Origin of the sequence: Bradyrhizobium daqingense (assembly GCF_021044685.1) — a bacterium.
Lineage (GTDB): Bacteria > Pseudomonadota > Alphaproteobacteria > Rhizobiales > Xanthobacteraceae > Bradyrhizobium > Bradyrhizobium daqingense.
Map to the genome: position 1 here is coordinate 3684688 of NZ_CP088014.1, position 21282 is coordinate 3705969.

The window sequence follows — 21282 nt, forward strand, 5'->3', positions numbered from 1 at the left end:
CCGGCCTCTCCGTACTATCTGGGGGAAAGGCCTACATCGCCTTTCCCAGCAGAAATGGCAACTGGCGGGGACCTCTCACCGTGCCTTGCGACCAGGTCACGGTGCCTGCCAGGTCAAGTCTAAAGTCGGGAATCCGCTTCAGCCATTCCTCCAGCGCAACCTGCATTTCCATACGCGCAAGGTTGGAACCGATGCAGCGGTGAATGCCGAGGCCAAAGGCGGCGTGGCGGTTCTCGCGGCGGTCGATCACGACTTTGTCAGCGTCCGGAAACATCTTGGGATCGCGGTTCGCGGCCGGGAAAGACAAGAGCACCATGTTGCCGGCCTTGACCGGGCAGCCCGAAATGGTGGTCTCCTTGACCACTTCGCGCGCCATGGTCACCGGCGAATAGGCCCGCAGCAGCTCCTCCACCGCGGTCGGGATCAGTTCGGGCTCGGCGATCAGCCGATCGCGGTCGGCAGGCGTCTTCGCAAGATGCCAGAGCGAGGAGCCGATCGCGCTCCAGGTGGTGTCGATGCCGGCGATCAGGAGCAGGCGCAGCGAGCCCAGCACATGGGAGTCCTCCAGCGGATTGCCCTGCTTGTCCCTCGCGTTCATCAGGTAGGAGATCAGGTCGTCGGTCGGCTTCGTCTTGCGCGCCTCGATTTGGGCGCTGAAATAGGCGCTCATCTCCTGGACGGCTTGGAGCAGCTTGGTCTCGTCCTTGATGCCGAGCTCCAGGATCATGTGGATCCAGCCCACGAAGAGATCGCTGTCGCCTTCGGGAATGCCGAGCATGTGCGCGATCGCCCGCACCGGAATGTGCTTCGTGTAGCGCGCGGCCGCGTCGACGCTCTTCTCGGCAATGAACTCGTCGATCAGCTCGTTGCAGATGGCGCGGACCCGCGGCTCGAGCTTTTTCATTGCGTCGGGCGTGAACGGCGGCAGCAGAAGCTGTTTGGCCGGCTTGTGTTCCGGCGGATCAGAGGTGATCGGTGGCGCCGCATTCCTGTTGATCTCGGGACGCACGTCGCGGACGATGATGCGGCGGGAGGAGAAATGTTCGGTGTCGTTGGCGATCTCGCGCACGGCCTCATAGGTCGTCGGCAGATAGCAGCCGAGGAAGCGATTCGTGTGCACGACCGGGCTTGTGGCGCGCAGCTCGTCCCAAATGGGGAAGGGGTCGTCGGTCCATTGCGGATCGGTGTGATCGAAATCGTGGACCCAGTCGGTCACGGGCGGATGAGCGGCGGGCTGGCTGACGTCGGACATCTCGAAAGCTCCAGGGCTCGTGTTCGCTGAAGGCACGCACAACGCGCGGAAACCACGCTACTCCTCGATCACATCGATCGCGATTTCAGGACAATTGGACTTGGCGAGCCAGGCCTTGTCTTCCAGGCCCGGCGGAACGATACCGTCTCCGGCTTCATGGGCGTTGCCGTATTCGTCGAGCTCGAACAGCTCCGGCGCGAGCGCCTTGCAGCGGGCGTGGCCCTGGCATTTGTCGGGATCGACGTGAACCTTCAGTCGCTCTGTCATCGCGGCTTCCTCGGTCGTAGGCGCCGGGCCCGAAGGCGGCGCGTTTCCTCATTTAGGTCTTGTCTAAGTTATATCCTATTACATTCGCGTTGGGCTTCCCCTGTCAAGCGCAATCTCATAGGCTTCGTTCAACATGCGCTCACAACTCGCTCGCAAGCCCGAGAAGACCTACCACCATGGCGATCTTCGCGATGCCTTGATCAAGGCCGCGCTGCGCGAAGCGGAACGGGGCGGCGCCGAGGCGATCAGCATCAAGGCGCTGGCCAGGCAGCTCGGCGTGTCGCAGCCGGCCCCATATCGGCATTTTGCAGACCGCGAGGCTTTGCTCGCGGCGGTGACGGCGGAAGCCTTCCGGCAGCTCAGTGCAATTCTGCGCGAGGCGATGACAACGCCCTCGAAGCAATCGAAGCTGTCGCGGCTTGCGCTGGCCACGCTCGATTTCGGCCTGCGTCGCAACGGTATCTACCGGCTGATGTTCGCCTCGCGCACGGTCTCATGTGCGGCCAAGGGCAGCGAGCTGCACGAGGCGACGCGCGAAACCTTTGCGCTCGTGATCGAGGCCCTGGAGGCTCCGGCGGTCGGCTATTTGCGCGAGCGGCAGGCGCTCAAGATCTGGGCGGCGCTGCATGGCGTGGTGATGCTCGCCGAGCAGGGACTGTTCACCGGCGAAGCCGCGCATGCCACGCGCGAGGAGCTGGTCGAGGACTTTGTCAACGAGACGAAGGCGGCCCTGGCCGTTGCGATCAAGGATGCGCGGCGCCGCAAGAAGGCCGGTGCTTAAGTCTTCGCGTTCAGCAGCTTCATCAGCTTGTCGACGGCGCTATCAGGCGTGGCCACGACAGGACGGCCGGTGGCCTTGGCGACCAGCGGCGCGGTGGCGGCGATGCTGAACTGTGCGAGCGCGATGACGTCGCAATCGCGCAAATCGCGCGAAGCTTCGGCGATCAGCCGGTCGTGCGTGGCGCGGTCGCCGCGGTCGAGGGCCGCCAGCGCGCCTTCGGCGAGTCTCGGTATGACCTCGACGCTGGTGGGAAACTCCGGCGGCATCGAGACCAGAGTCGGCGGGAAGGTCGAGAGCAGGCCGATGCGCTTGCCCATGGTCACCGCACGTTCAATCATGGCCTCGTTCGGCTTGAGAACAGGCGTCGGTGCGTGCGCGCGCGCGACAGCATCGATGCAGGGACCGAAGGCCGAACAGGTGAACAGGATCCCGTCGGCTCCCGTCGCTGCCGCATAATCGCCGAGCGCCAGGAAGCGCTCCGTCATGGCGTCGGTGAGCACCCCGTCGCGCGCGAGATCCGCCGATAGGCTGTCGTCGAGCAGGTTCATCAGTCGTGCCGCGGGCCACGCCTGCGCGAACGCGGCCTCGATCGGCGCGATCGAGTGCTTGAGGGCATGGATGAGGGCGATGCGAGGTGGTGTCGTCATCGGGAATAGGTCAGTTCTTCACCTTCGGGTCGATCGGCGTCGTGCTGCGCAAGCCCAGAATGTCCTCCAGCACCTTCGCGCCGGCGATCACCTGCGCATCGGCGCGCGGCGCCCCCACCACCTGCACGCCGACCGGCAGGCCGGACGCCGTGAAGCCGCACGGCAGCGACAGCGACGGGCAGCAGGCCAGCGTGATGGCGTAGACGATGCCGAGCCATTCGACGTAATTGTCGAATCGCTTGCCGGCGCATTCGGAGACATAGCGATTTTCGACCGGGAAGGGCGGCACGATCGTGGTGGGTGTCAGCAGCAAATCATAGCTCTTGAAGAACTCGACCGCGCGCGCGGTCATGGCGACGCGCTGGGCCTCGGCACGCTCGAGCTGCTCGACGGTGAGCTTGAGGCCTTCCTCGATGTTCCAGATCACCTCGGGCTTGAGCAGGTCGCGCTTGGCCCGGAGAAGCTGTGCCTTGCTGATCGCGAAGTCGAAGGCGCGCAACACGTGGAAGCATTCATGCGCCTCGCGCCAGTCCGGATGCGCCTCCTCGACGACGGCGCCGGCCTCGGCAAAGCGTTCAGCCGCCTTGCGCGTGATCGCCTTGACCTCGGGATCGACAGGTGTGATTCCAAGATCTGGCGAATAGGCAATGCGCTTCGGCCTCTTGCCGGACTGTGCGGCCGACAGGAACGAGGTCAGCGGCGCGGGAAGCGACAACGGATCGGCGGCATAGTCGCCGCTCATGGCATCCAACAGCAGCGCGAGATCGTCGACATTCCGGGCCATCGGGCCCTGCACGCCGAGATTGCGGTCGATGCCCGCCTTGGGCGTGTGCGCGACCCGGCCGATGCTCGGACGCATGCCGACCACGCCGCAGAAACTCGCCGGGCTGCGCAGGCTGCCGCCCATGTCGGAGCCCTGCGCGAGCCAAGCCATGCCGGTCGCCAGCGCCACCGCCGCGCCGCCGGAGGAGCCGGCCGCGGATTTCGAAGTATCCCAGGGATTGAGCGTCGCGCCGAACACCTCGTTGAAGGTGTTGGCACCGGCGCCGAATTCCGGCGTGTTGGACTTCGCGTAAACGACTGCGCCGTTGGCTTCGAGGTTCTCGACCATGAGGTCGGACTTTGCGGGGATGTTATCCCTAAAGATCGGCGAGCCCTGGGTGTTCAGCACGCCCGCAACGTCGGTGAGGTCCTTGATCGGCACCGGCAGGCCCGCGAGCAGGCCACGCGCGCCGGCCGGCTTCTGCATCAGCGCCTTGGCATGATCCCGCGCGCGATCGAAACACAGCGTCGGCAGTGCGTTGACCTTGCCGTCGACCTCCTTGATGCGCTTCTCCACCACGTCCAGCAGTTCGAGCGGCGAGACGTCGCCCGACCGCAATTTGTCGACGACGGTGCAAGCGGTTTGGCGGATCAGGTCTTGAGACATTATTTTACTCCCGTGCTTGGCCTGTCGTCATTGCGAGCGCAGCGAAGCAATCCAGTTTGTGACCGCTGGGGCATTCCTGGATCGTTTTGCTTCGCTCGCAATGACGGAAGAAACTAACCCCAGCCGGCGCTGATGCCGCCATCGACCGTGTAGATCACCCCCGAGGTATATCCCGAGCGATCCGACGCCAGGAACGCCATGAGATCGCCGATCTCGCGCGCATGCGCGGGGCGGCCGAGCGGCAGGCTCTTCTGGAATTCCTTGTAGCGGCTCTCGTCGCCGAACTGGTGCTTGGCGCGCGTCTTGAGCAGGGTGACGTGACGGTCGGTGCCGACAGGGCCGGGATTGATGCCGACAACGCGGATGTTGTCGGCGAGGCTCTTGCCGCCGAGCGCGCGGGTGAAGGCCATCAGCGCGGCATTGCCGGCGCTGCCGCAGATGTAATTGGCGTCGAATTTCTCGCCGGCCGCGCCGATGTCGTTGACGATCACGCCGCCGCCCTTCGCCTTCATCTGCGCATAGACCTGCCGCGTGAGGTTGACGTAACCGAAGACTTTCAATTCCCAGGCGTGCCGCCAGGTCGCCTCATCGATCTTGTCGATCGAGCCGCCGGGAATGTCGCCGGCATTGTTGACGAGCACGTCGATGTCTGCGGCTTCCCTGGCGAGCCGTGCCACGTCCTCCGCCTTGCGCAGGTCTACGACGCTGGTCGCGGCATCGATCTGGTGCGCCGAGCGCAAGCGATCCGCCAGCGCCTTGAGCTGGTCGCCGCTGCGGGCAGCCAGCAGCAGGTGCGCGCCCTCTTCGGCAAATGCCTCGGCGGCAGCCGCGCCGATGCCCTTGGAGGCGCCCGTGATCAGGACGCGCTTGCCACGCAGATGCAGATCCATGAGGGGTACTCTCGCGGGATGGGAACAGGATCAAACCAGTAGGCGCTCAGTCGTGCCACGGTCAACATTGCAGTGCAGCGTTGCGCTGTCGCCGCGTTTGGTCCATTGCAGTGCGGTCAAAAGGCGGCGGCTGCCGAACCAACCAAGGACCTCTCGATGAGCAAGAAACAATACCGGATCGCAGTCATTCCCGGCGACGGCATCGGCAAGGAAGTGATGCCCGAAGGCCTGCGCGTTCTGGAGGCGGCGGCGAAGAAGCACGGGGTCGCCGTGCATTTCGACCATTTCGACTTCTCGTCATGGGACTATTACGAGAAGCACGGCCAGATGATGCCGGACGACTGGAAGGAAAAGATCGGCAAGCACGACGCGATCTTTTTCGGCGCGGTCGGCTGGCCGGCCAAGATCCCGGACCACGTCTCGCTGTGGGGCTCGCTGATAAAATTCCGCCGCGAGTTCGACCAGTACGTGAACCTGCGCCCGGTGCGGCTGATGCCCGGCGTGCCGTCGCCGCTGGCGAACCGCAAGCCCGGCGACATCGACTTCTGGGTGGTGCGCGAGAACACGGAAGGTGAATATTCCTCCGTCGGCGGCCGCATGTTCCCGGATACCGACCGCGAGTTCGTGACGCAGCAGACGGTGATGACCCGCACCGGCGTCGACCGCATCCTGAAATTCGCCTTCGAGCTGGCCCAGTCGCGGCCGAAGAAGCACCTGACCTCGGCGACGAAGTCGAACGGCATCTCCATCACCATGCCCTATTGGGACGAGCGCGTGGAGGCGATGGCGAAGAAGTTTCCCGGCGTGAAGTGGGACAAGTACCACATCGACATCCTGACCGCGAACTTCGTGCTGCATCCGGACTGGTTCGACGTCGTGGTCGGCTCCAATTTGTTCGGCGACATTCTCTCCGACCTCGGCCCGGCCTGCACCGGCACCATCGGCATCGCACCGTCAGGCAACATCAATCCGGAGGGGGATTTCCCCTCGGTGTTCGAGCCCGTGCACGGCTCGGCGCCCGATATCGCGGGGCAGGGCATCGCCAATCCGATCGGCATGATCTGGTCGGGTGCGATGATGCTCGAACATCTCGGCGAGAAGGAAGCCGGCAAATCGATCGTCGAGGCGATCGAGCGCACGCTCGCCGAGCGCACGCTGCGCACCAAGGATCTCGGCGGCAACGCCGACACCACTGCGTGCGGCAAGGCGGTCGCGGATATGGTGGACTGAAGCGAATTGCGTAAGGTGGGTTCGCCGGCGGCAGCGCAAAGCGCAGGCCGCTGGCATAACCCACCCCTTCGACTACACGTACGACTTCCGCGCCGGATCGAAGATCGGCGGATAGTCGTTCTCGTCGAGGAGATCGAGAAACGGATCCAGTCCCTCGGACTTGATCAGTGCGAGTTCCTGATGCGAGATCAGGTTTACGGTCAGGATCTCCACTGGATCGCCCGCGATCTCCAGCGTTTCGGCAATCCGCTTGTCGGGAGCGATGATCGGCGTGAGAAACAGAAAAGTCTCGAAGTCCGTTCCTGCAACCGGCGGTCTCGGCAACGCGACCCGGTGACCGAAGCCGAACCAGGTGGAGTCGATGAACGGCAGGTTGGCGAGCCAGCGCAGATTGGCGCAAATCTCCTCCGTCGGCTCGCGGACGTACCACATCAGCTCTGCGCGCGGCTTGGCGTCGCCATGTACCCCGGGCATCCGCTGCTCGCTCATGCCGTTGGTCAGAAGGACATAGCCTTCGTCGGAGCCCTCCTGGCACTCCGGTACGAAATCGCGGCCGAAGGCATGGATGTCGATGCGGCGTTCTGTGCCGCCCGTGAATGTGCGTTCGGGTTCGTCGAGCTCGCTTTCATAAATGGCGAGCCGTTGCAGGTAGAGGTCGGAGGCGTGCGGCCGATTTGAACCGGACACGAACTTTGCGAGACGGGAGAGCATGTGAACCTCTGGGGCGGCTGGAGGCGGGATATCCGCGTTGTCGCAATGCGAAGCGGGGCGGTTCAATCCGCACCGCTGGTGCGCCGACGTTTTCGCCGCGGTCCAGTTTCTCTTGCGCAATTGTGCATGAGATCGGGGCACGCCGAGGGACCCGCCTCATTCCGGACTAGCTCGCGATCTTCTCGATCGCCGTCTGGTCCAGCCCAAACTTCTTCCCGGCCTCCAGAATGTCCTGCCAGGTGGTCGGGTCGACCGGAATGCCTTCGGCGAGGCGCTTCTTCTTGGTCTCGCGCTCGGGTTCGCCGGCGATCTTGACCTTGTCGACGCCGGGGCCGGGTGACGAGCCGGTGTGCCAGGCGACGAAGCTCTCGACCTCGCGTGCGAGGTTCTCGCCGGTGCCGAGCTTGTCCGGGTCGATGACGATCGAGAGCATGCCGTTGAGGACGTTGTACTTGCCGTCGGACGGGCCCTTGACCACCTGCCCGCCGGAGAGCGCGCCGCCGAGGATTTCGCACACCAGCGCGAGACCCGAACCCTTGTGCTCGCCAAACGGCAGGATGGCGCCGTAGGGTGGGATCACGGTATAGCGCGGATGGACAGTGGGCTTGCCTTCATTGTCGATGATGGTGCCGGGCTCGAGCTCGACGCCCTTGTTGTGGGCGACGCGGGTCTTGCCCTGTGCAATCCGGCTGGTGGCGAAGTCGAGCACGATCGGATGCTTGCCCCTGCGCGGAATGCCGACGCAGAAGGGGTTGGTGCCGTGGCGCGCATCGCTACCGCCCCAGGGCGCCACGATCGGGCGCGAGATCACGTTGACGAAGTGGATCGAGACCAGCCCGTGGTCGATGCATTGCTCGGCCCAGTGGCCGATGCGGCCGATGTGATGCGAGTTGGAGAGGCCAACGAGACACACGCCGTTGCGCTTGGCGCGCTCGGCAGCCAGCTCCATCGCTTCATGGCCGATCACCTGGCCGTAGCCGGTGAGGCCGTCGAGGGTGAGCAGCGGACCCGTGTCGAGGACGATCTTGACGTGCTGGTTCACGGCGAGCCCGCCCGTGGTGACGCTCTGCACATAGCGCGGGATCATGCCGACCCCGTGCGAGTCATGTCCCTTGAGATTGGCCTCGACGAGATTGGTGGCGACGAGATCGGCTTCGCGGTCCGAGGAGCCGCCGGCCTTGACGATGGCGCGGATGGCGTTGGTGAGTGGCTCTGCCTTGATGGTGCGATAGTCGGCCATTGTTGTCTTCTGTTACCCCTTCACGATCCGGCGGCAGTGCTCCCATGCCGCGCCAATCAGGTTCTCGCTCGCCTCCGGCGTGCGGAAGGCCGAATGCGCCGACAGCGTCACGTTCGGCAATTTCGTCAGCGGATGATCGCCCGGCAGCGGCTCGATGTTGAAGACGTCGAGGCCGGCATGGCGGATGTGGCCCGACTTCAGCGCGTCGATCATGGCGGCCTCGTCGACGATCGCGGCGCGGGCGGTGTTGACGAGGATGACGCCGGGCTTCATCGCAAAGATCTTCTCGCGCGTGATCATGCCGCGCGTCTCGTCGTTGAGCAGCAGATGCAGCGACACGACGTCGCTCTTGGCCAGCACGGTGTCGAGATCGGTGAACTCGACGCCGGGATGGCTCTTGGGCGAGCGATTCCAGGCGATCACCTTCATGCCGCTGCCGGACGCGATGCGCGCGACCTCAGCGGCGATGCCGCCGAAACCGATCAGGCCGAGCGTCTTGCCGGTGAGCTGCATGCCGTCCTCGCGCAGCCAGTTGCCGCCGCGCATCTCGCGATCCATCATCGCGATGACGCGGGCCGACGCCCACATCAGCGCGATCGCGGATTCGGCCACTGCGGTGTCGCCATAGCCCTTGATCAGATGTACGGAGATGCCGAGCTCTGCGAGCTCCTCCGGATTCATGTAGCTGCGCGCGCCGGTGCCGAGGAACACGACGTGCTTCAGCCCGGTGCACTTCTTCGCGACCTCGGTCGGCAGTGCCGTATGATCGACGATGGCGATCTCCGCGCCGTCGAGAATCTCAGGATATTGCTCCGGCTTGATGTCGGGGTCCCTGTGGATCCGGACCTTGGGATCCCCAGGCTTCTCCAGCCGCTCCATGATCACGGCAAGCGCTTCGTTGGCGTCGACGAAAACTCCGCGCATGATCCTCTCCAAATCAGGAAGCGACGCCGGCGATTGCCAGCACGGTGTGCATGAGAACGTTGGTGCCCGCGGCGCAGTCCGGCTGCGTCGCGTCCTCCAGCTCGTTGTGGCTGATGCCGTCCTTGCAGGGCACGAACACCATGGCCGCCGGCATGGTGGTGTTGAGGTTGCAGGCATCGTGGCCGGCGCCGGAGGTGATGCGACGAGAGGAATAGCCGAGCGTCTTCGCTGCGTTCTCGACCGCGGCGATGAGCTTGGGATCGAAATGCGTCGGCGGCTTGCGCCAGACCAGATCGACCTTGACCTCGACCTTGCGGCGGTCGGCGATCTCGGCAATGGCGGCGCGCAAATCGCGATCGAGCGCGTCCATGATGGCGCCGTCCGCGCTGCGGCAGTCCATGGTGAAGGCGATCTCGCCGGGAATGACGTTGCGCGAGGGATTGGCGATGACGGCTTCGCCGATGGTGCCGACCGCGTTCGGCCCATGTTTCTTGGCGATGGACTCCATCGCCAGCACGATTTCCGACAGCGTCGCCAACGCATCGCGCCGCAGCGGCATCGGGGTCGAGCCCGCATGGCTCTCGAAGCCGGAAATCTTGCCGTCGTACCAGAGCACGCCCTGGCCGGAATCGACCACGCCGATGGTCTTGCCTTCGGCCTCGAGGATCGGACCCTGCTCGATGTGCAGCTCGACGAAGCAGCCGAGCTTCTGGAAGCCGACCGGCTTGTCACCGCGATAGCCGATGCCATCGAGCGCCTGGCCGACCGTGGTGCCCTCGGCGTCCTTGCGCGACAAAATGTCGTCGGTGGTGAAATCGCCGACATAGGCCGCGGAGGCCATCATCGCGGGCGCGAAGCGCGAGCCTTCCTCGTTGGTCCAGTTGACGACGCAGATCGGGGCCTCGGTCTCGATGCCGGCGTCGTTCAGCGTGCGGATCACTTCCAGCGCGCCGAGTGTCCCCAGGATGCCGTCATACTTGCCGCCGGTCGGCTGGGTGTCGAGATGCGAGCCGATGCCGACGGGCGGCTTCGACATGTCGCGGCCCTTGCGGAGGCCGAACATCGAGCCGAGCGCATCGACATGGACCTCCAATCCGGCGTCTTCGCAGGCCTTGCGAAACCAGTCGCGCACCTGCTTGTCTTCGTTGCTCAGCGTCAGCCGCCGCACGCCGCCTTTGGCCGTCGCGCCGAACTTTGCGGTCTCGTGGATCGAGCCCCAGAGGCGGGCGGAATCGATTTGCAGATTGGTGGCGGCTCGGCTCATGCGTCTCTTCCATTGGTCGCTGTCATTCCGGGGCGCCCGAAGGGCGAACCCGGAATCTCGAGATTCCGGGTTCTCGCTGCGCGAGCCCCGGAATGACGGTAGAAAATCCGGCTCTTTTTCAATGGCGCGCCAGCGCGGGCGCGTCAACCGCGAGGCTGCTCTGCGCAATCTGCCGGGCCAACTCGGCGACGCGCTCCACGGCGACGACGTCGGGCGAGGCGAGCCAGCTTGCGGTGAAGGTGAGCGGCGCGATCGCAAGATCGGTATCGAGCAGTTGCAGCCGCCCGTCGGCCAGCTCGTTCTCGACGATGGCGTCGGGGATCACGGCGATGCCGAGCCCTTCGATCGCCATGTGGATCACGGTCGCGAGCGAGGCGGAGGCGTGCAGCCGGATCGGCGGCAGCTCCGGCCGGTCGAACACCTCGCGCACGACCTCGTAGGGCTTGGTCTTGCGCGGGAAAGTGATGATCGGAAACCGCGCGAGCTGCGCCGGCGTCAACGGGCCCTTGCCGAGCCCGAGCGAGGGGCTGGCGAGGAAGCCGATCGGATAGTCGGCGAGCACGCGATTATGCACGCCGGAAGCGGATAGCGGCCCGACGACGAAGGCGAGCTCGATCTCCTGCGCGAGCAGGCGTGCCGTGAGGTTCGGCGTGATGTCGACTTCGATCTCGAGCGACAGGTTCGGATAGATCTCGTTCACGCTCTTCACCAGCCGCGGCAGCCAGGTGTGCACGATGGTCTCGGCAACACCGAGCCGCATCACGCCGCGCATCGCGGACGCATCGCCGATCTCCGCCATCATCTGAGCGCGCAGGCCGATCAGCTTCTCCGCATAGACCATCATCTGCCGGCCGCTTGGGGTCGGTGAGGCCACGCGATGGTCGCGGTTGAGCAACTTCACCCCCATCTCACGCTCGAGCTGGGCGATGCGTTGGGAGATCGCCGGCTGGGTTGTGTTGAGCCGTTGTGCGGCGCCGCGAAAGCTGCCGAGCTTCACAACCCAGAGGAACGTCTCGATCGACCTGAAGTCCAGCATTGGAAGGATTTTCCCAGTCGATAAAATAGATTTATCGAGATTGATTAGAAACGACGATTAGACTTTATAGCACGCTTGGTGTTGGCTGTCTTTGTCGAGTTTATAGGCAGGTCGATCACATGACTGTTTTGGTGGCAGCGCAGCAAACTGAAACGCCCGACACGCTCCCGAGCCGCAAGGCCCGGCTCGCCTATCGTGAGGGATTGGTCGCCTCCACCGCCGGAGTGGCTCCGGGCTTCGTCCAGGGCAATCTGGCGATCCTGCCGGCCGAATATGCCGGCGCCTTCCACCGCTTCTGCCAGCTCAATCCGAAGCCGTGCCCGATCATCGGCATGTCCGACGTCGGCAGCCCTTTCATCCCTTCGCTCGGCGCTGATCTCGACATCCGCACCGACGTGCCGCGCTACCGGGTCTGGCGCGACGGCGAGGTCGTGGACGAGCCGACCGACGTCACCAAGCATTGGCGCGACGACCTCGTCACCTTCGTGCTCGGCTGCTCCTTCTCGTTCGAGGAAGCGCTGCTCGACGAGGGCATGCCGATCCGCCACATCGAGCAGAACGTGCGCGTGCCGATGTACCGCACCAACATCGCCTGCGGCGAGGCCGGTCCGTTCGCCGGTCCCATGGTAGTGTCGATGCGTCCGTTCAAGCCGGCGGACGCGATCCGTGCGGTGCAGATCACCTCGCGTTATCCGGCCGTGCACGGTGCTCCCGTGCATCTCGGCCATCCGCATCTGATCGGCATCAAGGACATCGCCAAGCCCGACTACGGCGATCCGGTGCCGGTTGCCGACGACGAGATCCCGGTGTTCTGGGCTTGCGGCGTGACGCCACAATCGGTCATCAACGCTGCCAAGCTGCCGTTCGCCATCACGCATTCGCCCGGCCTGATGCTGGTGACGGATATGAAGAACAGGACCATGGCCGTGATATAGTAGGCAGCATCTGCTGCTTGTTCGCGCTTTACGCCATCTGACAATCGTTTCATGCGATACACGCAAAATTCGAATAATAGGGGACTTTGCCAATGACGATCACTCGCCGCGACGTTCTGCTCGGAGCCACCGCCGCTGCCGCGCTGCTGCCGCTAGCCGCGCGCGCGCAAACTTCTGAAGTGGTGATCGGCGCGACCTATCCGTTGTCGGGGTCCGGCGCCCAGGTGGGTGTCGATGCGCAGCGCGCGTTCGAGACGGCGGTCGACATCATCAACAACGACCAGGACCTCGACCTTCCGCTTGCCAAAGGCGTCGGCTTGCCGGGTCTCGGTGGTGCCAAGATCCGTCTCGTCTATGCCGACACCCAGGGCGACCCGCAGAAGGGGCGGGCCGAAGCCGAGCGCCTGATCACGCAGGAAAAGGTCTGCGCCATCCTCGGTACCTATCAAAGCGCGGTCGCAGTCACGATCAGCCAGATCTGCGAACGCTACCAGACTCCGTTCATCTCGGCGGACAACTCCTCGCCGAGCCTGCATCGCCGCGGCCTGAAATACTATTTCCGCGCCTCGCCGCATGACGAGATGTTCTCGGCCGGGATGTTCGACTTCCTCGACGCAATGAAGAAGAAGGGCGCCAAGGCCAATACGCTGGCGCTGTTCCACGAAGACACGATCTTCGGCACCGACTCCGCCAACGCCCAGACCAAGCTCGCAGCCGAGCGTGGTTACAAGATCGTCGCCGACATCAAGTACCGCGCCAACTCGCCGTCACTCTCGGCCGAGGTGCAGCAGCTCAAGGCCGCCAATGCCGACGTGCTGATGCCCTCGAGCTACACCACCGACGGCATTCTGCTGGTCAAGACCATGGCCGAGCTCGGCTACAAGCCGAACGCCATCGTGGCGCAGGCCGCCGGCTTCTCCGAGAAGGCGCTGTATGACGCGGTCGGCGACAAGCTCGAGGGCGCGATCACCCGCGGCAGCTTCTCGCTCGATCTCGCTGCCAAGCGGCCGATGGTCGGCAAGATCAACGATCTGTTCAAGGCGAAGTCGGGCAAGGACCTCAACGACAACACGTCGCGGCAGTTCATGGCCATGATCATCATGGCTGACGCGATCAACCGCGCCAAATCCACCGACGGCGAGAAGATCAGAGACGCGCTGGCCGCGACCGAGATGCCGGGCGAGCAGACCATCATGCCCTGGAAGCGCGTCAAGTTCGACGAGATGGGCCAGAACAACGACGCCGACCCGGTGCTCCTGCAGTATGTCGGCGGCAAGTTCGTCACCATCTTCCCGACGCAGGCGGCGGTGGCCGATGCGATCTGGCCGATGAAATAAGCGATCAGGCGACCGGGCGGGGGACGAAGCCACGTGACAGCCGAAACTATTATTCAGAGTCTTGCGAGCGGCCTCTTGATGGGGCTGCTCTACGGACTGATCGCCGTTGGCCTGGCGTTGATCTTCGGCCTGATGGACGTCGTCAACTTCGCCCACGGCGAATTCCTGATGCTCGCGATGTACGTGACGTTCTTCCTGTTCACGTTCTTCGCGATCGATCCGCTGCTGTCGGCGCCGCTGGCCGCCGCCGCCTTATTTGTGCTGGGGGCGGCGGTCTACCTCGTGATCGTGCGGTTTGCGATGCGCGCCAAGGCCAATGTCGGCATGGTGCAGATCTTCGCGACCTTTGGCCTCGCGATCGTGATGCGCGGCCTGGCGCAGCTGTTTTTCACGGCCGACTATCGTAGCGTCCCCAACTCATGGCTCGGCGGCAAGACGGTATCGGTCGCCGGCATCTTCCTGCCGCAGCCACAGCTGTTCGGCGCGCTGGTCGCGATCGCCGCGTTCGGCGGGCTCTACCTCTTCATCAACCGCACCGATTTCGGCCGCGCGCTCGAGGCGACCCGTGAGGATCCCGGCGCGGTGGCCCTCGTCGGCATCGACAAGAACCGGGTGTTCGCACTCGGCTGGGGCCTTGGCGGCGCGCTGGTCGGGCTAGCCGGCGCCATCATGGCGACCTTCTTCTACATTTATCCCGACGTCGGCGCATCCTTTGCACTGATCGCCTATGTCACGGTGGCGCTCGGCGGCTTCGGCAGCGTGTTCGGCGCCTTTGCCGGCGGCATCATCGTCGGCCTGGTCGAAGCCACCACCGCGTTGATCCTGCCGCCATCGTTGAAGTCGGTCGGCATCTACGCGGTCTATCTGCTCGTCGTGTTCATCCGGCCGCGTGGCCTGTTCGGGTCGATGTGATGGATACGAATTTCGTCGAGCGGCGTCGCCGCGACCTCATCACCGCCGCCGGGCTCGCGGCCGTCGCCGCGATCGTGCCGCTGTTCGTCAAGGACGTCTACGTCCAGAACATCATGGTGCTGACCCTGATGTACGCGGCGTTGTCGCAGAGCTGGAACATCCTGTCCGGCTATTGCGGGCAGATCTCGCTGGGGCACGCGCTGTATTTCGGGCTCGGGGCCTACACCACTGCGCTGCTGTTCACCAAGTTCGGCGTGCTGCCATGGTTCGGCATGATCGCCGGCGGGCTGATCTCGGCCGTAATCGCCATGGCGCTGGGCTATCCCTGCTTCCGCCTCGGCGGCCACTACTTCGCGATCGCCACCATCGTGATCGCCGAGATCGGATTGCTCTTGATCCAGAACTGGGACTGGGCGGGCGCGGCCCTCGGCATCGACATTCCCGTGCGCGGCGACAGCTGGCTGAAATTCCAGTTCACGCGCTCGAAACTGCCATACTTCTACTTCGCGCTGGCGCTCGCCTGCATCGCCTGGTTCGTCACCTGGTGGCTGGAAGATTCCAAATGGGGCTATTGGTGGCGGGCGGTGAAGGACAATCCGCAGGCGGCCGAGAGCCTTGGCGTCGTCGTGTTCAACTCGAAGATGGGCGCTGCAGCAGTCTCCGCCTTCCTGGTCGCGGTCGGCGGCAGCTTCTATGCGCAGTTCGTTTCCTATATCGACCCCGGAAGCGTCATGGGCTTCCAATTCTCGCTATTGATGGCGTTGCCAGCGGTGCTGGGCGGCATCGGCACGCTGTGGGGGCCGCTGCTCGGCGCCGTGATCCTGATCCCGCTCACTGAACTCACGCGCTCCTATATCGGCGGCTCCGGCCGCGGCGTCGATCTCATCGTCTATGGCACGCTGATCGTGCTGATCTCGCTGGCTTTGCCGCAGGGGCTGGTGAGCCTGTTCTCGCGTTCAAAAGCGAAGGGAGCCACGCGGTGACCGCGCTCCTTGAAACCCGCGGCGTCTGGCAGCGGTTCGGCGGCCTCGTCGCCAACAGCGATGTTTCGATCACGGTCGGACGCGGCGAGATCGTCGGCCTGATCGGGCCGAACGGCGCCGGCAAGTCGACGCTGTTCAATCTGATTGCCGGCGTGCTGCCGCCGACGCAAGGCTCGATTCTATTCGACGGCGAGGATGTCACCAGCTTGCCGGCGGCCGAGCGTTGCCAGCGTGGGGTCGGGCGAACCTTCCAGGTGGTCAAGAGCTTCGAGAGCATGAGTGTCATCGACAACGTCATCGTCGGGGCGCTCCTGCGCAACACCGTGATGCGCGAAGCGCGCCGCAAGGCGCATGAGGTGCTGGAGTTCACCGGCCTTGCCGCGCGCGCCGACGTGCTCGCGAGCGACCTCGTGCCGGCCGAAAAGCGCCGCCTCGAAGTCGCCCGTGCGCTCGCGACCGAGCCCAAATTGCTGCTGCTCGACGAAGTCCTCACCGGTCTCACGCCGACCGAAGCGCAGACCGGCGTGGCGCTGGTGCGCAAGGTGCGCGATGCCGGCATCACCGTGCTGATGGTCGAGCATGTCATGGAGATCGTGATGCCGCTGGTCGACCGCGCCATCGTGCTCGACCTCGGCAAGGTGCTGGTCGAGGGCAAGCCGGCCGACGTCGTCCGTGATCCCAAGGTGATCAAGGCATATCTGGGAGATCGTCATGCTGTCGGTGCGTGAAGTCACGACGGCCTACCAGGGCCTGGTCGCGATCTCCGCGGTCTCGATCGAGGTCGAGAAAGGCGAGATTGTCTGCGTCGCCGGCGCCAACGGCGCGGGCAAGTCGACGCTGCTCAAATCCATCGCCGGCGCCGAGCGGCCGCGTTCGGGCACCGTGACGTTCGACGGCAAGCGCCTCGACGGCATGGCGCAGCACCACATCACCGCCACTGGCATCGCCTATGTGCCGGAGAACCGTCGCCTGTTTCCGCGCCTGTCCGTGCGCGACAACCTTCGCCTCGGCAGCTATCTCTACCGGGGCGAAGCGAACCGCGAAGAGCCACTCGACCTCGTCTTCAAGCTGTTCCCGCGCCTTCAGGAGCGTTTGGAGCAGCGCGCCGAGACGCTAAGCGGCGGCGAGCAGCAGATGCTTGCCATCGGCCGCGCGCTGATGACGCGTCCGCGGCTGTTGATGCTGGACGAGCCCTCGCAGGGCATCATGCCGAAGCTGGTGGATGAGATCTTCCAGGCCGTGAAGCTCATCCGTGACACCGGCATGACCGTCCTGATAGTCGAGCAGCGCATGGCGGAGTGCCTGGAGATCGCCGACCGCGCCTACATCCTGCAAACCGGCCGTGTGCTGATGCAGGGCGCGGCAGCCGAGATCAGGGGCAATCCGGACGTGCGCAGGGCGTATCTGGGGCTGTAGCTCCGAGCATGCTGCCGTAGCCCGGATGAGCGAAGCGTCGTAGCCGTATCCTCCGTCAGCGAGCGCAGCGATGCAATCCAGAGTCTTTCCGCGGAGGGATTCTGGATTGCTTCGCCGCGCTCGCAATGACGAGGATAGAGCCGGGCTCAATGCCTATGCTCCGGTAGCGTTACCCCGAACACCTTCACCAGATCCGTCACCTGCTCCGGCGACAAATACCGCGGGTTCATTCCGCGCAGCAGCAGGTACAGCTTCGCCGTCTCCTCCAACTCTTCCGTCGCGAACACCGCCGCCTCCAGCGTGTCGCCGGCGACCACGGGGCCGTGATTGGCGAGCAGCACGGATGAGTATTTCCCCGCCAGCCCCTTGATTGCATCGGCAACCGCGGGATCGCCGGGGCGGTAATAGGGCACGAGGGCGGTGGCGCCGCATTTCATCAGGTAATACGCCGTCATCGGCGGCAGCGCGGAGCGTGGATCGATCTCGGGCAGCATCGAGAGCGCGACCGAATGGGTGGAGTGCAGATGCACGACCGCGCGCGCACTGCCGCGCGTGTCGTAAAGCGCGGTGTGCAGAGGAACTTCTTTGGTCGGGGCATCGCCCGAAACCAGCCGGCCCTGGCTATCCAGCCGCGACAGCTTCGCCGGATCGAGGAAGCCGAGCGAGGCGTTGGTCGGCGTCACCAGCCAGCCGCCATCGTCCATCCTCACGCTGATATTGCCGGAGGAGCCCGGCGTCAGCCCGCGTTCGAACAAGGACCGTCCGAAGCGGCAGATATCCTCGCGCAGCCTTGTCTCGTTGCTCATGGCCGTCATGCCTGCTTGTCTCACGCTTTGGCAGCGCGGCCAAGCCGTGTTATTCGATTGCCAAGCCGCCGCAAAGGGCGGCTATTCGGGAAACGCTCGCAAGGGTCAGTTGCATATGTCCGCCTCCACGTCACAAAATCAGCGTATCGCCGTCGTCGGGCTCGGCTCGATGGGATATGGCATGGCGACTTCGCTGAAGCGCGCCGGCCATGCCGTCACCGGCTGCGACGTCTCGGCCGACGCGGTCGCGCGTTTCGTGAAAGACGGCGGCGCGGGAGCAAAGACGCCGGCCGAAGCAGCCAAGGCCGCCGACATCGTCGTCAGCGTCGTGGTCAACGCGGCCCAGACCGAGGCCATCCTGTTCGGCAAGGATGGCGCGGCCGAGACCATGCCGAAGGACAGCGTCTTCATCTCCTCGGCGACCATGGATCCGGATGTGGCGCGGCGCCTCGCCAAGCAGCTGGAGGCGACCGGCCGGCATTATCTGGATGCGCCGATCTCCGGCGGGGCGCAGCGCGCCGCGCAAGGCGAGCTGACCATCCTCGCCTCCGGCAGCTCCGCCGCCTTTGCCAAGGCGCGGCCCGCGCTGGATGCCATGGCGGCAAAGCTCTACGAGCTCGGCGATGCCGCGGGGCAGGGCGCGGCCTTCAAGATGATCAACCAGCTTCTTGCCGGTGTGCACATTGCCGCCGCATCGGAAGCCATGGCTTTCGCTGCCAAGCAGGGCCTCGACATCCGCAAGGTCTATGAGGTGATCACGGCCTCCGCCGGCAATTCCTGGATGTTCGAGAATCGGATGCCGCATGTGCTCGACGGCGATTACACGCCGCGCAGCGCGGTCGAGATCTTCGTCAAGGACCTCGGCATTATCCAGGACATGGCGCGCACCGCGCGATTCCCGGTGCCAGTGTCCGCAGCCGCGCTGCAGATGTTCCTGATGACGGCAGCTGCCGGCATGGGCCGCGATGACGACGCTTCGGTGGCGCGGATGTATGCGCAGGTCACCGGCGTGAAGCTTCCCGGCGACAAGTAACGAAGAGGACTCCAATGCCCCGTTTTGCCGCCAACCTCTCGATGATGTTCACCGAGGTGCCGTTCCTCGACCGCTTCGATGCCGCTGCTTCAGCCGGCTTCACCGCCGTCGAGTTTCTCTTTCCCTATGAGCATCCGGCCGAGGTGGTCGGCGAGCGGCTCAAACGCAACGGCCTGACCCAGGCGCTGTTCAACCTCCCGCCGGGCGACTGGAACGCCGGCGAGAAGGGCTTTGCGGCGCTTCCCTCGCGCTTCAATGATCTCAAGGCGAGCCTGGAGACGGCACTGCCTTATGCCAAGGCGACCGGCGTCAAGCGCCTGCACCTGATGGCAGGCATCGCCAATCGGGGTGAGCGCGTCGCGATCGAGGCCTTCTACAAGTCGGTGGCGTGGGCTGCGGAGTTCTTCGCGCCCCACGGCATCGACGTCGTGATCGAGCCGATCAATGCACGCAACGTACCCGGCTATTTCCTCAACGATTTCGGCTTCGCGCGCGACCTGATCCAGGAACTCCGCCTTCAGAACCTGAAGCTCCAGTTCGACATCTATCACTGCGGGATCATTCACGGTGACGTTACCATGCGCCTGCGCGAGATGATGCCGATCATCGGGCACGTCCAGATCGCCAGCATCCCCTCGCGCAACGAGCCCGACGGCGAGGAGCTGAACTATCCGTTCCTGTTCGAAGAGCTCGACAGGCTCGGCTATGCCGGCTTCGTCGGCTGCGAATACAATCCGCGCGGCAAGACCACCGATGGGCTCGCCTGGTTCAAGCCTTATGCTGGAGTGAAGCCGTGACACTTGCGCTGGGCTGCATCGCCGACGACTACACCGGCGCCTCCGACCTCGCCAACACGCTGACGCGTGCGGGCTTGCGCACCGTCCAGACCATCGGCGTGCCCGCGGACGATCTCGCGCTGCCCGAGGTCGACGCGGTCGTGGTGTCGCTCAAGAGCCGCTCGATCGAGGCGGGCCTTGCCGTGTCGCGCTCGCGCGCGGCGGAGACATGGCTGCGCGGCCGCGGCGCGCGCCACGTGCTGTTCAAGATCTGCTCGACCTTCGATTCCACGGATGCCGGCAATATCGGCCCGGTGATGGACACACTGCGCGCCGATTGCGGCGAGGCCATCGTGCTGGTGACGCCGGCCTTCCCGGAGACCGGCCGTACCGTCTATCAGGGCAACCTCTTCGTCGGCGCCGTGCCGCTGAACGAAAGTCCGCTGAAGGATCATCCGCTCAACCCGATGCACGATTCCAACCTGGTGCGCGTGCTCGCGCGCCAGAGCAAGACGCAGGTGGGCCTCGTCGATCTCGCTACCGTCACTCGCAGCGCAGATGCGGTCCGGGCGCGGCTGGCGGAGCTCGCGGGCAAGGGCATCGGCGCTGCAATCACCGACGCCGTGTTCGACCGCGATCTCGAGACCATCGGGCTCGTTGCCGCCGAGCATCGGCTATCGGTCGGCGCCTCCGGCATCGGCCTCGGGCTGGCGCGGGCGCTGGTCTCGACAGGCAAGGTCAAGGCGGCGTCAGCAAGCAGCGGGACGGGCGCGGCCGTCGGCGGCCCGTCAGCCTGCCTTGCCGGAAGCTGCTCACAGGCAACGCTTCAGCAGATCGCCAATGCCGAGCGCGTCATGCCCGTGCTGCACCTCGATCCCGAGCAAATCGTCGCGGGCGGTGGCGAAGCGCAGCGCGCGCTGGCCTGGGCTCGGCCGCGGTTGGCGGATGGTCCCGTTCTGGTTGCTTCTAGCGCAACGCCGGAGGCCGTCGCCGCCGTTCAGTCACGCCACGGCCGCGACGCCGCCGGCCACGCCATCGAACAGGCCATGGCCGATATCGCCGAAGGGCTGGTGCAGGCCGGCGTCAGGCGCCTGGTCGTTGCCGGCGGCGAGACGTCCGGCGCCGTGGTCGATCGGTTGAAGATTCCTGGATTTCTCGTCGGAGTAGAAATTGCAGCAGGCGTTCCGGTGCTGCGCGCGGTGGGCGCAGAGGCTGGCGAGATGCTGCTCGCTCTGAAGTCGGGGAATTTCGGCGGCCCGGCGTTTTTCTCCGACGCGCTTGGGCTCATGCGCTGAGCGCAGGGCGTTCTTAGCCGCCCGTTCATTTCTTTCTGGCTTCCGTACTCGTACGGAGGCGTAGTTAACATCTGCTCAGTTGCTCTGGTGTTGGATGTCGGCGCTGCTCCCTTTGGTT

Annotated in this window: 22 protein-coding genes; 11 read left to right on the top strand and 11 right to left on the bottom strand. The window is 64.9% G+C overall.

Going from position 1 to position 21282, the window contains the following annotated elements; translation table 11 throughout:
• Nucleotides 1–31: 31 nt before the first annotated feature.
• Entirely contained in the window at nucleotides 32–1252 is a 1221-nt protein-coding gene (locus tag LPJ38_RS17575) for a cytochrome P450 (RefSeq protein ID WP_145627948.1), read from the bottom strand.
• A gap of 57 nt (nucleotides 1253–1309) precedes the next feature.
• A complete protein-coding gene (locus LPJ38_RS17580) occupies nucleotides 1310–1519 on the bottom strand; it encodes a ferredoxin (RefSeq protein WP_008550182.1) in 210 nt (69 codons plus the stop codon).
• A 133-nt stretch (nucleotides 1520–1652) separates the two neighbouring features.
• Here LPJ38_RS17580 and LPJ38_RS17585 point away from each other — a divergent pair, with 133 nt between their 5' ends.
• A complete protein-coding gene (locus LPJ38_RS17585; protein ID WP_145627946.1) occupies nucleotides 1653–2300 on the top strand; it encodes a TetR/AcrR family transcriptional regulator in 648 nt (215 codons plus the stop codon).
• Here the strand turns inward: LPJ38_RS17585 and LPJ38_RS17590 are convergent.
• The 3 genes from LPJ38_RS17590 to LPJ38_RS17600 all read right to left on the bottom strand — a co-directional run bounded on the left by LPJ38_RS17590 (nucleotide 2297) and on the right by LPJ38_RS17600 (nucleotide 5266).
• On the bottom strand, nucleotides 2297–2947 hold the full coding sequence (locus tag LPJ38_RS17590; RefSeq protein ID WP_145627944.1) for an aspartate/glutamate racemase family protein: 651 nt from the start codon (nucleotides 2945–2947) through the stop codon (nucleotides 2297–2299). The genes LPJ38_RS17585 and LPJ38_RS17590 overlap by 4 nt on opposite strands.
• Before the next feature lie 10 nt (nucleotides 2948–2957).
• Entirely contained in the window at nucleotides 2958–4376 is a 1419-nt protein-coding gene (locus LPJ38_RS17595; RefSeq protein WP_145627942.1) for an amidase, read from the bottom strand.
• A 113-nt stretch (nucleotides 4377–4489) separates the two neighbouring features.
• Nucleotides 4490–5266, bottom strand: a complete 777-nt coding sequence (locus tag LPJ38_RS17600) for an SDR family oxidoreductase (protein WP_145627940.1) — start codon at nucleotides 5264–5266, stop codon at nucleotides 4490–4492.
• Nucleotides 5267–5422: 156 nt separating this feature from the next.
• Here LPJ38_RS17600 and LPJ38_RS17605 point away from each other — a divergent pair, with 156 nt between their 5' ends.
• Nucleotides 5423–6496 (top strand): tartrate dehydrogenase, encoded by a 1074-nt coding sequence (locus tag LPJ38_RS17605; RefSeq protein ID WP_145627938.1) that lies wholly within the window; start codon nucleotides 5423–5425, stop codon nucleotides 6494–6496.
• Between the two features lie 72 nt (nucleotides 6497–6568).
• On the opposite strand, the gene LPJ38_RS17610 is transcribed toward LPJ38_RS17605, so the two are convergent.
• The 5 genes from LPJ38_RS17610 to LPJ38_RS17630 all read right to left on the bottom strand — a co-directional run bounded on the left by LPJ38_RS17610 (nucleotide 6569) and on the right by LPJ38_RS17630 (nucleotide 11671).
• On the bottom strand, nucleotides 6569–7207 hold the full coding sequence (locus LPJ38_RS17610) for a suppressor of fused domain protein (protein ID WP_145627936.1): 639 nt from the start codon (nucleotides 7205–7207) through the stop codon (nucleotides 6569–6571).
• Between the two features lie 166 nt (nucleotides 7208–7373).
• A complete protein-coding gene (locus LPJ38_RS17615; RefSeq protein ID WP_145627934.1) occupies nucleotides 7374–8447 on the bottom strand; it encodes a malate/lactate/ureidoglycolate dehydrogenase in 1074 nt (357 codons plus the stop codon).
• Between the two features lie 12 nt (nucleotides 8448–8459).
• A complete protein-coding gene (locus LPJ38_RS17620) occupies nucleotides 8460–9371 on the bottom strand; it encodes an NAD(P)-dependent oxidoreductase (RefSeq protein WP_145627932.1) in 912 nt (303 codons plus the stop codon).
• Between the two features lie 13 nt (nucleotides 9372–9384).
• Nucleotides 9385–10635: a Zn-dependent hydrolase gene (locus LPJ38_RS17625; protein ID WP_145627930.1), complete on the bottom strand. Its 1251-nt coding sequence runs from the start codon at nucleotides 10633–10635 to the stop codon at nucleotides 9385–9387.
• Nucleotides 10636–10753: 118 nt separating this feature from the next.
• Nucleotides 10754–11671 (bottom strand): LysR family transcriptional regulator, encoded by a 918-nt coding sequence (locus LPJ38_RS17630; RefSeq protein WP_060735474.1) that lies wholly within the window; start codon nucleotides 11669–11671, stop codon nucleotides 10754–10756.
• Nucleotides 11672–11790: 119 nt separating this feature from the next.
• On the opposite strand from LPJ38_RS17630, the gene LPJ38_RS17635 reads away from it, so the two are divergent.
• From LPJ38_RS17635 to LPJ38_RS17660, 6 genes are all read left to right on the top strand, one after another.
• On the top strand, nucleotides 11791–12606 hold the full coding sequence (locus LPJ38_RS17635) for a putative hydro-lyase (RefSeq protein WP_145627928.1): 816 nt from the start codon (nucleotides 11791–11793) through the stop codon (nucleotides 12604–12606).
• Between the two features lie 92 nt (nucleotides 12607–12698).
• Nucleotides 12699–13943 carry an ABC transporter substrate-binding protein gene (locus LPJ38_RS17640; protein WP_145627926.1) on the top strand — a complete coding sequence of 415 codons (1245 nt, stop codon included), beginning with the start codon at nucleotides 12699–12701 and terminating at the stop codon, nucleotides 13941–13943.
• A 78-nt stretch (nucleotides 13944–14021) separates the two neighbouring features.
• The gene (locus tag LPJ38_RS17645) at nucleotides 14022–14855 is read left to right on the top strand and encodes a branched-chain amino acid ABC transporter permease (RefSeq protein WP_231088668.1); all 834 of its coding nucleotides are present in this window, start codon (nucleotides 14022–14024) and stop codon (nucleotides 14853–14855) included.
• On the top strand, nucleotides 14855–15838 hold the full coding sequence (locus LPJ38_RS17650) for a branched-chain amino acid ABC transporter permease (protein ID WP_145627922.1): 984 nt from the start codon (nucleotides 14855–14857) through the stop codon (nucleotides 15836–15838). The genes LPJ38_RS17645 and LPJ38_RS17650 overlap by 1 nt, the downstream gene beginning before the upstream one ends.
• Entirely contained in the window at nucleotides 15835–16566 is a 732-nt protein-coding gene (locus tag LPJ38_RS17655) for an ABC transporter ATP-binding protein (RefSeq protein WP_061848980.1), read from the top strand. The genes LPJ38_RS17650 and LPJ38_RS17655 overlap by 4 nt, the downstream gene beginning before the upstream one ends.
• Nucleotides 16550–17254 (top strand): ABC transporter ATP-binding protein, encoded by a 705-nt coding sequence (locus LPJ38_RS17660; RefSeq protein WP_145627920.1) that lies wholly within the window; start codon nucleotides 16550–16552, stop codon nucleotides 17252–17254. Before LPJ38_RS17655 ends, LPJ38_RS17660 begins: the two co-directional genes overlap by 17 nt.
• A gap of 146 nt (nucleotides 17255–17400) precedes the next feature.
• Here LPJ38_RS17660 and otnC read toward each other — a convergent pair whose 3' ends face one another.
• Entirely contained in the window at nucleotides 17401–18069 is a 669-nt protein-coding gene (gene otnC, locus LPJ38_RS17665) for a 3-oxo-tetronate 4-phosphate decarboxylase (protein WP_167520196.1), read from the bottom strand.
• 106 nt (nucleotides 18070–18175) lie between these two features.
• Here otnC and ltnD point away from each other — a divergent pair, with 106 nt between their 5' ends.
• The 3 genes from ltnD to otnK are packed head-to-tail and all read left to right on the top strand — an operon-like array spanning nucleotide 18176 to nucleotide 21164.
• Nucleotides 18176–19093, top strand: coding sequence for an L-threonate dehydrogenase (gene ltnD, locus LPJ38_RS17670; protein WP_145627916.1), 918 nt, complete (start codon nucleotides 18176–18178; stop codon nucleotides 19091–19093).
• Between the two features lie 14 nt (nucleotides 19094–19107).
• Complete coding sequence (gene otnI, locus LPJ38_RS17675; RefSeq protein ID WP_145627915.1) at nucleotides 19108–19890, top strand: 2-oxo-tetronate isomerase; 783 nt, start codon at nucleotides 19108–19110, stop codon at nucleotides 19888–19890.
• The gene (gene otnK / locus LPJ38_RS17680) at nucleotides 19887–21164 is read left to right on the top strand and encodes a 3-oxo-tetronate kinase (RefSeq protein ID WP_145627913.1); all 1278 of its coding nucleotides are present in this window, start codon (nucleotides 19887–19889) and stop codon (nucleotides 21162–21164) included. The genes otnI and otnK overlap by 4 nt, the downstream gene beginning before the upstream one ends.
• Nucleotides 21165–21282 lie beyond the last annotated feature (118 nt).

Coding starts and splice junctions, on each gene's coding strand:
- LPJ38_RS17630 (WP_060735474.1), bottom strand. CDS start 11,671: ATGCTGGACTTCAGGTCGATCGAGACGTTCCTCTGGGTTGTGAAGCTC.
- LPJ38_RS17650 (WP_145627922.1), top strand. CDS start 14,855: ATGGATACGAATTTCGTCGAGCGGCGTCGCCGCGACCTCATCACCGCC.
- otnC (WP_167520196.1), bottom strand. CDS start 18,069: ATGACGGCCATGAGCAACGAGACAAGGCTGCGCGAGGATATCTGCCGC.
- LPJ38_RS17590 (WP_145627944.1), bottom strand. CDS start 2,947: ATGACGACACCACCTCGCATCGCCCTCATCCATGCCCTCAAGCACTCG.
- otnI (WP_145627915.1), top strand. CDS start 19,108: ATGCCCCGTTTTGCCGCCAACCTCTCGATGATGTTCACCGAGGTGCCG.
- LPJ38_RS17625 (WP_145627930.1), bottom strand. CDS start 10,635: ATGAGCCGAGCCGCCACCAATCTGCAAATCGATTCCGCCCGCCTCTGG.
- LPJ38_RS17600 (WP_145627940.1), bottom strand. CDS start 5,266: ATGGATCTGCATCTGCGTGGCAAGCGCGTCCTGATCACGGGCGCCTCC.
- LPJ38_RS17645 (WP_231088668.1), top strand. CDS start 14,022: ATGGGGCTGCTCTACGGACTGATCGCCGTTGGCCTGGCGTTGATCTTC.
- LPJ38_RS17620 (WP_145627932.1), bottom strand. CDS start 9,371: ATGCGCGGAGTTTTCGTCGACGCCAACGAAGCGCTTGCCGTGATCATG.
- LPJ38_RS17660 (WP_145627920.1), top strand. CDS start 16,550: ATGCTGTCGGTGCGTGAAGTCACGACGGCCTACCAGGGCCTGGTCGCG.
- ltnD (WP_145627916.1), top strand. CDS start 18,176: ATGTCCGCCTCCACGTCACAAAATCAGCGTATCGCCGTCGTCGGGCTC.
- LPJ38_RS17580 (WP_008550182.1), bottom strand. CDS start 1,519: ATGACAGAGCGACTGAAGGTTCACGTCGATCCCGACAAATGCCAGGGC.
- LPJ38_RS17610 (WP_145627936.1), bottom strand. CDS start 7,207: ATGCTCTCCCGTCTCGCAAAGTTCGTGTCCGGTTCAAATCGGCCGCAC.
- LPJ38_RS17605 (WP_145627938.1), top strand. CDS start 5,423: ATGAGCAAGAAACAATACCGGATCGCAGTCATTCCCGGCGACGGCATC.
- LPJ38_RS17640 (WP_145627926.1), top strand. CDS start 12,699: ATGACGATCACTCGCCGCGACGTTCTGCTCGGAGCCACCGCCGCTGCC.
- LPJ38_RS17635 (WP_145627928.1), top strand. CDS start 11,791: ATGACTGTTTTGGTGGCAGCGCAGCAAACTGAAACGCCCGACACGCTC.
- LPJ38_RS17595 (WP_145627942.1), bottom strand. CDS start 4,376: ATGTCTCAAGACCTGATCCGCCAAACCGCTTGCACCGTCGTCGACAAA.
- LPJ38_RS17615 (WP_145627934.1), bottom strand. CDS start 8,447: ATGGCCGACTATCGCACCATCAAGGCAGAGCCACTCACCAACGCCATC.
- LPJ38_RS17575 (WP_145627948.1), bottom strand. CDS start 1,252: ATGTCCGACGTCAGCCAGCCCGCCGCTCATCCGCCCGTGACCGACTGG.
- LPJ38_RS17585 (WP_145627946.1), top strand. CDS start 1,653: ATGCGCTCACAACTCGCTCGCAAGCCCGAGAAGACCTACCACCATGGC.